At 70.4% G+C, this 8,783-nt stretch carries 8 protein-coding genes; 3 read left to right on the plus strand and 5 right to left on the minus strand.

Features of this window, described 5'->3' with window-relative positions; genetic code table 11:
* Nucleotides 1–82: 82 nt before the first annotated feature.
* The 3 genes from STRIP9103_RS41400 to STRIP9103_RS41410 all read right to left on the minus strand — a co-directional run bounded on the left by STRIP9103_RS41400 (nucleotide 83) and on the right by STRIP9103_RS41410 (nucleotide 3,902).
* Nucleotides 83–1,258 (minus strand): serine hydrolase domain-containing protein, encoded by a 1,176-nt coding sequence (locus STRIP9103_RS41400; protein WP_009338932.1) that lies wholly within the window; start codon nucleotides 1,256–1,258, stop codon nucleotides 83–85.
* 116 nt (nucleotides 1,259–1,374) lie between these two features.
* A complete protein-coding gene (locus STRIP9103_RS41405) occupies nucleotides 1,375–3,141 on the minus strand; it encodes a TIGR03767 family metallophosphoesterase (RefSeq protein ID WP_009338934.1) in 1,767 nt (588 codons plus the stop codon).
* Between the two features lie 299 nt (nucleotides 3,142–3,440).
* A complete protein-coding gene (locus STRIP9103_RS41410; RefSeq protein ID WP_009338940.1) occupies nucleotides 3,441–3,902 on the minus strand; it encodes an NUDIX domain-containing protein in 462 nt (153 codons plus the stop codon).
* A 254-nt stretch (nucleotides 3,903–4,156) separates the two neighbouring features.
* Here STRIP9103_RS41410 and STRIP9103_RS41415 point away from each other — a divergent pair, with 254 nt between their 5' ends.
* Together STRIP9103_RS41415 and STRIP9103_RS41420 are read left to right on the plus strand one after the other, a co-directional pair.
* Nucleotides 4,157–5,140: a LuxR C-terminal-related transcriptional regulator gene (locus tag STRIP9103_RS41415; RefSeq protein ID WP_009338930.1), complete on the plus strand. Its 984-nt coding sequence runs from the start codon at nucleotides 4,157–4,159 to the stop codon at nucleotides 5,138–5,140.
* A 338-nt stretch (nucleotides 5,141–5,478) separates the two neighbouring features.
* Nucleotides 5,479–5,673, plus strand: coding sequence for a hypothetical protein (locus STRIP9103_RS41420; protein WP_048821976.1), 195 nt, complete (start codon nucleotides 5,479–5,481; stop codon nucleotides 5,671–5,673).
* Between the two features lie 102 nt (nucleotides 5,674–5,775).
* Here the strand turns inward: STRIP9103_RS41420 and STRIP9103_RS41425 are convergent, their stop codons facing one another.
* Both STRIP9103_RS41425 and STRIP9103_RS41430 read right to left on the minus strand, forming a co-directional pair.
* Nucleotides 5,776–6,807 (minus strand): hypothetical protein, encoded by a 1,032-nt coding sequence (locus STRIP9103_RS41425; protein ID WP_009338935.1) that lies wholly within the window; start codon nucleotides 6,805–6,807, stop codon nucleotides 5,776–5,778.
* A 1-nt stretch (nucleotide 6,808) separates the two neighbouring features.
* Nucleotides 6,809–7,360, minus strand: a complete 552-nt coding sequence (locus STRIP9103_RS41430) for an RNA polymerase sigma factor (RefSeq protein ID WP_009338928.1) — start codon at nucleotides 7,358–7,360, stop codon at nucleotides 6,809–6,811.
* 399 nt (nucleotides 7,361–7,759) lie between these two features.
* Between STRIP9103_RS41430 and STRIP9103_RS41435 the strand changes: the two genes are divergently transcribed.
* Nucleotides 7,760–8,776 (plus strand): aspartate-semialdehyde dehydrogenase, encoded by a 1,017-nt coding sequence (locus STRIP9103_RS41435; protein ID WP_009338937.1) that lies wholly within the window; start codon nucleotides 7,760–7,762, stop codon nucleotides 8,774–8,776.
* Nucleotides 8,777–8,783: the final 7 nt, after the last annotated feature.

Raw genomic sequence — 8,783 nt, forward strand, 5'->3', positions numbered from 1 at the left:
CCGGGTGGGGCTGTTCGCCTCGGCGGCGGGGCTGTGTGCGCCGGCCAGGGGCCGTGTCAACTCGCCCGGGGACGCGGCACGATCACTTGCCGCAGAACTCCGCCTCCACGATCGCCGTTCTGTCGCCCGTCCAGTCGCTGTTGAAGTTGAAGGTGAGCGAGTGGGTGCCGTCGGTGGTGGTGACGGATTCGGAGGAGGAGCCGTGGATGCCGCCGCCGTGGCCCCAGAGTCGGACACCGCAGGAGAGCTTGCGTTCGATGAGGCCGAGGCCGTAGCCACCGAGCCCGCCCCCGACCGGGACCGTCGTCTTCATCTCGGCGAGTTGCTTGCGCGGAAGGAGTTCGCCGCGCAGCAGGGCCGAGTAGAAGCGGTTGAGGTCGGCGGAGCTGGAGATCAGCTCGCCCGCGGCGCCCGCGACCGAGGGGTTCAGCTTCGTGACGTCGTACGTCTTGCCGGTCGTGGACTCGGCGAGCTTGGAGTAGGCGCGGCTGTGCGGCTTCGGGACGTTCGGGTCGGTGCCGGGGAGCCGGGTGGCGTGCAGGCCGAGGGGGTCGATGACGCGGTCGCGGATCTCGTCGGCGTACGAGTTGCCCGTGACGCTCTCGATGACCATGCCGGCCAGCAGGTAGTTGGTGTTGGAGTAGCTCCAGGAGGTGCCGGGGGCGAAGTCCGGCTTGTGTTTCATGGCGATGGCGACCAGTTCCTGCGGCTTCCAGGTGCGGTAGCGGTTCTTGAGGAAGCCGTCCGCCAGGAAGACGTCCCGGCCGAGCCCTTCGTCGGAGGTGTAGTCGAAGACGCCGCTGGTGTGGTTGAGGAGTTGACGGACGGTGATCCTGCGACCGTCGTGGCCCTTGCCGCGCACCACGCCCGGCAGCCATGTCTCCACCTTGTCGTCCAGCGACAGCCTGCCCTCGGCCTCCAGTTGGAGCAGCACCGTGGCGACGAAGGTCTTGGTGATGCTGCCCGCGCGGAAGCGGTCGTGGGCGCCGCGCGGGGCGCGCGTCCTCAGGTCGCCGACGCCGGCCCTCGCCTTCCAGACGCCGTGTTCGTCCTTCGCCTGGAGAGTGATGCCCACGACGCCGTCCTTCACATTGGCGTCCATGGCCTCGCGCGTCGCACGGTGGTCACCGCCGGTGGACGTGGAGCCGGTGGACGTGGACGCGGGTGTCGCCGCCACCGCGGGCGCGGCCAGTGCCACCGGCACGACCAGCGCCACGGTCGCCGCCGCGGCCACCACCCCTCGTGTGCGTACTGACATGCTTTTCCCCCTTCGCCTCCGGCCGAGAAGTTCGTCGGCTTCGACAACGTTCGGTCGCGAAGAGGGACACGGCACCTGATACGAAGGTTGATCGAAGTGCCATGGTTGAGCGGTTTTTAGCTCTTTCGGAGTACAAGCTCCGTGTTGCGGTCACCGGATGTGCCGGTGAGGGTGTCACGGCGGCCGGCGGCGTTGAAGGACAGCTCCCGGTAGAGGGCGGCGAGGCCCGTCTGGCTGAGGTCGGCGAAGTCCGTGGCGTGCGGGGCCGCCGACTCGATCAGGGTGGTGAACAGGGAGATCGTGCCGTCCTTGTTGTCCACCAGCTCGATCACGCGGGCGAGTTGGGGGAAGTCGATGTGGGACGCGGTCGAGATCTCCCAGAAGGAGCCGCCGTTCGCGTACGGGTGCGGGGTGATGCGGTTGCGGTGGCTGTGGCCGTTGACCCAGGCCAGGACGTTGCGGTGGCGGCCCAGCAGGGACAGCACCTCGTCGCCGCCGTGACGGGCCTCGCCCGGACGGGACGGGTCCTTGCGGAGGTTGCGCATCGTCCTGCTGGTGTGGTGGCTGAAGACGATGACGTACGAGCCGTCCTTGGCGGCGTCCTTCAACGTACGGTCCAGCCACTTGAGCTGGGCCGTACCGAGCGAGCCCTCGTAGTGGCCGCCGGGGTCGGTGGAGTCGAGGCTGATGCCGATGACGTCGTCGGCGATGCGGAAGGCGTAGTACTGGGTGACCGCGTCGACGTTGGCCTGCGAGTAGCCGTGGCCGACCGGACCGTAGCCCTTGTGGGCCGGGTTCAGGTGGGCCTTCAGGTATTCCAGGGGCGTGAAGGGGGCGCGGTTCTCGTCCGGGGTGACCGAACGCATTTTCTTCGCCTGGGCCTTGAGGATGGCCTTCCACTCGGCGCCCCGGGGGTCGCCACCGCTCTTCACGTTGTCCCAGATGGCCTTGCCGACCTGCTCGTCGAGGCTCATCAGCTTCTTGCCGCCGACCGCGAACTCGGCGAAGAAGGAGTCACCGGGGGCGTAGCAGCCGCCGGGGAGGGAGTCGTGGTTGCCGACCGTGGAGTACCAGGGGACGTTCAGACCGGGGCTGTTGACCTCGCGGATCGCGGCGGCCAGGAAGCCGTCGAGGTGCGGGAAGCCGAGCCGCTTGTCGGCGTCGCGCAGGGTCGAGTCGGGCTGCCAGTAGAGCTTGAGGCCGCTGTTCTGGACGCCCTCGTAGCGGCGCGGATCACCGGAGTTGGGGGTGATACGGCCACCGCTCATCACCTTCAGGAACCAGTCGAGTTCCGTCTTGGAGTTGTTGTCGGTGTTGTCGCCGGTCGTCATCACGAAGTGGAGCGGGGAACCGGTGACGGGGGCTCCCCGCAACGAGTTGACCCGCTCGACGAGCGAGACGGCGCCGGCCACGGACAGTGCCTCCTGCGGGCGCCAGGCGCTGGCGGTCTGGGCGCGCAGATACTCGTAGCGCAGCGGGTGCTGGACGTCGACGACGTGCAGATCGGTGAACTGCACGAAGGACGCGAGCGTCGTACGGCGGGTCTCGCGGCCCGACTTGGGGGTCGCCAGATCGGCGCGGACGACCCGCTTCCAGGCCGGGCCGTCGCCCAGTCGGCGGTAGCCGGAGGCGTTGCGGGGGGCGGCCACCGAGGCGAGGGTCGTGCCCCGCGTGTACGGCCTGAGCGGGGCGGCCGGGGCCTCGCGGTTCGACAGGGACACGGGGGCGGCCCGGTCGGGGGTGGCGGCGGAGGTGTGGACGTCGGTGTCCGGCCGCAGGGCGAGTCCGATGCCCGCCGAGAGGCCGACCGCGCCGGTGGCGGCGAGGAAGGCACGGCGGTCAGGGTTGGTGGCGGCGGCAGCGACTGAGCGTATGCGCGACATGGCGCGTCTCCCCGAGTGCGAACGCTTCGGCAGTGGTCGCGGGGGCCTCCGGCCGGGTTCGGCCGAAGGGTGTTTCCCGCTCGTACTGGATGCTTGGCAGTCGGGGTGACCTGGACGTTAACGAGGCGGCAACGGGTGGCGCCGATCACGGTACGTGGATCTTTGAGTACCGGTCGCGTTGATTGGGGGTTCCCTGATGTGAGGGGGGCCGGGGGGAAGTGGTCACTCCTTGTTCATGTGAGGGGGGAATGGCGCCTGTTCGCGCCCCTGGCCACAAGCGAGCCCCCACCCACCGGCAGTCAGTGGCTCACCTGGGTCGTCAAGTGGCCGTTCGGGGGGCGCGTTCGCCACAAGGTCAGGCCCACGTCCACCAGGCCCACCCGGTCCAGGGTCGGAACGTCGGACAGGGGGTGCCACTTCGCCATGTCCGTGGAGCCGTTTGTCTCGTGCCGGAGCGTGCCGCCTGTGATGTGGGCCTCGTAGATGATGCGCAGGGCGTGGAAGTCCGCGCGGGTGCCCAGGCGGCGGGAGTAGTCGCGGTTCATGGAGTCGATGCCCAGGAGAGTGGTCGGCTCGACCTCGTAACCGGTCTCCTCGGCGGCCTCGCGGACGACCGTGTCGTACGGGTCCTCACCGTGATCCATGCCACCGCCCGGCAGGGTCCACCGCTTGTAGCCCTCCCTGGACACCCAACGGGCCAACAACATCTGCCCGTCCCGTACACATACGGCGTAGGCCGCCACCCGCAACTCCTCGCGCATGCACAGACGTTACTCAACGGACGCCTGGCGGACGCACGGGATTTGAGGGAAGTGGGCGGGTACACCCCCGTGGCACCCGCCCCTCCGGTTCGCTGCGCCACGATCTTCGGCTCGCCAACTTCCCGTACGCCAGGGGTGAAGGGTGGCCGCATCCAGCCATGGCACTGTGCTGCCAAGATCCGGGATCCTCTGCCAAACCCGTACTGATCGAACTAGAATTCGCTTCCGGGAAAAGAGGAGGTAAGGGGTCAAACATGCTGGACGAGTTTCTGGAATCCGACCCCCAGGCCCTCCGCGTCTACCGGAGTCTCCTCACCAACCCGTCCTGGACCCTGGAGGAGATCCAGCAGCACACGGACCTTCCCGAGCAGGACGTGAAGGCGGCCGTCGACCGGCTCGCGGACCTGTCCCTGCTCAGCCCGGTCACGGACACCACGTTCCTGCCGATGAACCCGGAGACGGTCTTCAGCCCGGCCCTGCGCCGCCGCGAGGCCGAACTGGACACCGAGCGCGCCCACTTGACGAGACAGCAGGCCACCGTCGCCGAACTCACCGCCGAGTACACCGCGCTGGGCCTGCGCCACACGGGAGGTGCCGAGCATCTGGTCGGCGTGGACGCCGTCCGCACCCGGCTGGAGCAGCTGTCGCGGGACGCGGTGCACGAGGTGTGCACGTTCACGCCGGGCGGCGCCGTGAGCGCGGCCGGGCTGGAGTCGGCCCGCCCGCTGGACAAGGAGTCCTTCGACCGGGGCGTACGGATGCGGTCCGTCTACCTCGACAGCGTCCGCAACGACTACGCCACCTCCGAGTACGCCACCTGGCTCACCTCCATGGGCGGTCAGGTGCGGACCGTCCCCGCGCTGCCGATGCGGATGATCATCTGTGATCGCGAGGTCGCGGTCGTGCCCGTGAACGCCGAGGACAGCCGCCAGGGCGCCCTGGTCGTGCGCTACCACGGAGTCGTACGGGCCCTCGCGGAGCTCTTCGAGCTGGTCTGGGCGCAGGGCGTGCCGCTGGGCGAGGCGAGCCGGCCGCCGGCGGCGGAGAACGAGGCGAGCGAACGGGACCGCGTGCTGCTGAAGCTGCTGTCCGAGGGGATGACGGATCAGGGGATCGCCCGCAAGCTGGGGCTCTCCGTGCGTACGATCCGACGCCTGATGTCCGACCTCATGAAGCGTTTGGACGCGCAGAGCCGCTTCGAGGCGGGGGCCGAGGCCGTACGCCGGGGCTGGCTCTAGAGACCGAGGGCCGTACGGCCAGGACGGCTCCAGAGCACAGGAGGCGTACGCCGGGGACGTCTCCAGAGCGCAGGAGGCGTACGCCGGAGACGGCTTCGGAACGCAAGGGGCTTGCGCCGGGACCGGCTCAAGAACCCGGAGGCCGTACGCCGGGACCGGCTTCAGAGCGCAGCGGGCCACCTACCCGGAATCGGCCGGGGCATGTGGCACCGTCCGGCCATGGCCGCATTAGGCCACCGAGGACACGCACAAATCCCCCCTGGATGCATCATGATCGGTCATGCCCCACTGGGGCCCTCTCTTTGTTCCCCCGACCCCCACACGAAAGAGGAACGGTTGTGCATTCCTCGACGAAGGCACGGCGCCTGAGCGTCCTCGCCCTGCTGGCTCTGGGTTCCGCCGCGACGGTCCTCGTCGTCGGCAACGCCGCGGGCACCCCGGCCACCGACCGGGCGGTCGTCGCGGTCGACGACCTCACCGGGGTGATCGTCCCCGGCGAGAAGACGACCTGGACGTGGGACGACCAGGAGTGACCGGTTGTTGACGACGGCCCGTCGGGTTCTCCGGCGGGCCGTTCGCCGTTGGGCGCGTCCGGTGGGGTCCCGAGGTGTCTCAGGACCCCGTCCGGGCCGCCCTCACTCACATGTCAGGCCTTCCTGGTTCTTCAGCGTCTCCTCGATCCAGACGCGGTCGCGGGCGATGTCGGCCTCGTCGGTGGTCCAGAGGTCCGGTTCGGCACCGGTCCGCGGGATGCCGATGAGGACGTGGTCGCCCTCCTCCAGGCGGGGGTCGAGGTCCTCGTCCATGGGGAAGACGATCTCGTCGGCGCCCTTGTCGGGCTTGTAGTAGCGGTCCACGTCGACGGTGACCCGGTCCTGTCGGGTGCCGGGGACGGGCTCGCGGGAGACGACGGTGCCCTCGACGATGAGGCGGGCGCAGGCGACGTAACCGCTGTGGCTGAGCTTGCCGCTGTCGTCACCGCTCTCCGCGCTCGCCTTCGCACCCGCGCCGGTGTCCGAGCGGGCGGAGTCCGACGACGTCGCGTCCGCCCCGCCGCCCGTCTGTACGACGAGCCAGCCCAGGCCGACGACGACGGAGGCGGCGACCGCGGCGGCGAGGGTGCCGACGGCGATGGCCAGGGGGCGGCGCGAGCGCCGGGTGCGGACCGGCCGCGACGGCAGGGGCCTCACCGGCGGTACGGGGGCCTCCTCGGGTTCGCGCCCGGGGGCCTCCGCCGGCGCGGACTCGTCCCCGGGGCCCGTCTCGGCACCGGCCGCGTCCCCCGGCCGCGCGGCCACGAGTCGCCCCGGCGGACCGCCGGTCTCCGCGTCCCGGGCGCCCGTGTCCGCTCCGGCGCCCGCTGCCGCGTCCGCCCCCGTGTCGGCCAGGGCCTCGCCGATCAGTCCCAGCTGCTCCCGCAACAGGGCCACGTCGGCGACGGCCGAGCGCCGGGCCGCCATGAACTCCGCGTCGATCAGGGCCTCTTCGGGCAGCGGTTCATCCGTGAGCGCGGCCAGCAACGCGTCCATGCCGTCGTACACGGGGCCGTCGAAGTCAAGGTCCTGGGATCCGGTGTCCTGGGATTCGATGTCCTGGAACTCCAGGTCGTCCTGGAACTCCAGGTCGTCGTACTCGGCGTCGCGTCGGCTGTTGTCCCGGGCGGCCACGTCACACCACCTCGTCCTCGTGCAGGCGGGCGCGCAGGGCGCGGACCGCCGAGTGGAGCCTGCTCTTGACCGTGCCCTCGGGGATGCCGAGTTCCTCGGCGATCCCGCGTACCGGCAGGTCGGCGTAGAAGCGCAGGACGACCACCTGGCGCAGGGCGTCGGGCAGCTCGTCCAGACCTCGGGCCACGGCGAGCGAGAGCACGCTGGAGTCCTCGCCGGAGGGGTGCTCCAGCTGGCGCAGGGAGGCCAGGCGCTCACCGAGGCGCTCCTGGCGGCGCTTGGCCCTGTGCCAGTCCATCGCCAGGTTGGAGGCGACCACCGCCGCCCACGCGGACACGTCCCGCGGTGCCTCCCGGCCGCTCGCGGCCCGCTCCAGCAGCCGCAGCCGTACCTGCTGCACCCCGTCCAGCAGGTCCGACTGCGGCACTCCGCCGAGCGCGAGCACCGCCCGGACCCGCCGCTCCTGGGCCGCGTCCAGCGGATCGACGCCGGTGTCCCCCCTGTGCGGCGGATCGTCCACCTCCTGGACGCGGCGCGCCTTTCTGCGCAGCACGGTCACCCCTCCCCTCCCGCGTTTCCCCTACGACGCCGGGGTGGGCCGAAACGTTCGGGACGTCCGGCCGGCTTTCGCCGGGCCCCGCAGAGGCGTACGTCACACCTTGGCGTGTGTGTGGTGGCGGCGGGCAGGGGCGAGGCAGCACAGCTTTCGGCGCGGGGCCGTCGTAGGGTGAATTTCTCCAGCTCAGCTGGGGTGGTGGCCGAAGAACCGGGCTGTACCCGGGCCTCCGCCGGGCCCCAGGGACGTCCCATGGTGTGAGCGAGCCGGTCAAACGATTGGACAGGCGGACCGGGGCTGGCCGCATGATGGAAACGCCTCGGCCATACAACAGACACATACAAGCCACGCAAAACGCGCAAGCCCGGTAAAGCCAGCTCTACAGAAGGAGTCGCCGTGAGGGTCGGAATCGTCGGAGCCACCGGTCAGGTCGGCACGGTCATGCGGAGGATCCTCAAGGACCGCGACTTCCCGACGGACGAGCTGCGCCTGTTCGCCTCCGCCCGCTCGGCCGGGTCGGTCATCGACGGTGTGACGGTCGAGGACGCGGCGACGGCCGACTACACCGGCCTCGACATCGTGCTCTTCTCCGCGGGCGGCGCGACCTCCAAGGCGCTGGCGGAGAAGGTGGCGTCGCAGGGCGCGGTCGTGATCGACAACTCCTCGGCGTGGCGGCGCGACCCCGAGGTGCCCCTGGTGGTCTCCGAGGTGAACCCGCACGCGGTCGCCGACCGCCCCAAGGGCATCATCGCCAACCCGAACTGCACGACCATGGCCGCGATGCCGGTACTGCGTCCGCTGCACGCGGAGGCGGGCCTCGAGGCGCTGGTCGTCGCCACGTACCAGGCGGTGTCGGGCTCCGGTCTCGCGGGTGTCGCGGAGCTGCACGGGCAGGTCCAGAAGGTCGTGGCGGACGCGGACAAGCTGACCCACGACGGTGCGGCGGTCGACTTCCCCGAGCCGGCCGTGTACAAGCGCCCCATCGCCTTCAACGTCGTGCCCCTCGCCGGGTCCATCGTCGACGACGGTCTGAACGAGACGGACGAGGAGCAGAAGCTCCGCCACGAGTCCCGCAAGATCCTGGAGATCCCGGAGCTCAAGGTCGCCGGCACCTGCGTCCGCGTGCCGGTCTTCTCCGGCCACTCCCTCCAGGTCAACGCACGCTTCGCCCGCCCCCTCTCCGTGGAGCGCGCGACGGAACTCCTCTCCAGCGCCCCGGGTGTCGCCCTCTCCGACATCCCGACCCCCCTCCAGGCCGCCGGCCAGGACCCGTCGTACGTCGGCCGCATCCGTAAGGACGAGACCGTCGAACACGGCCTCGCCCTCTTCATCTCCAACGACAACCTCCGCAAGGGCGCGGCCCTGAACGCCGTGCAGATCGCGGAGCTGGTGGCGGCCGAGCTGAAGGGCTGACGCCGGT

Source organism: Streptomyces ipomoeae 91-03 (assembly GCF_000317595.1).
In the GTDB taxonomy this organism is placed as follows: Bacteria; Actinomycetota; Actinomycetes; order Streptomycetales; family Streptomycetaceae; genus Streptomyces; species Streptomyces ipomoeae.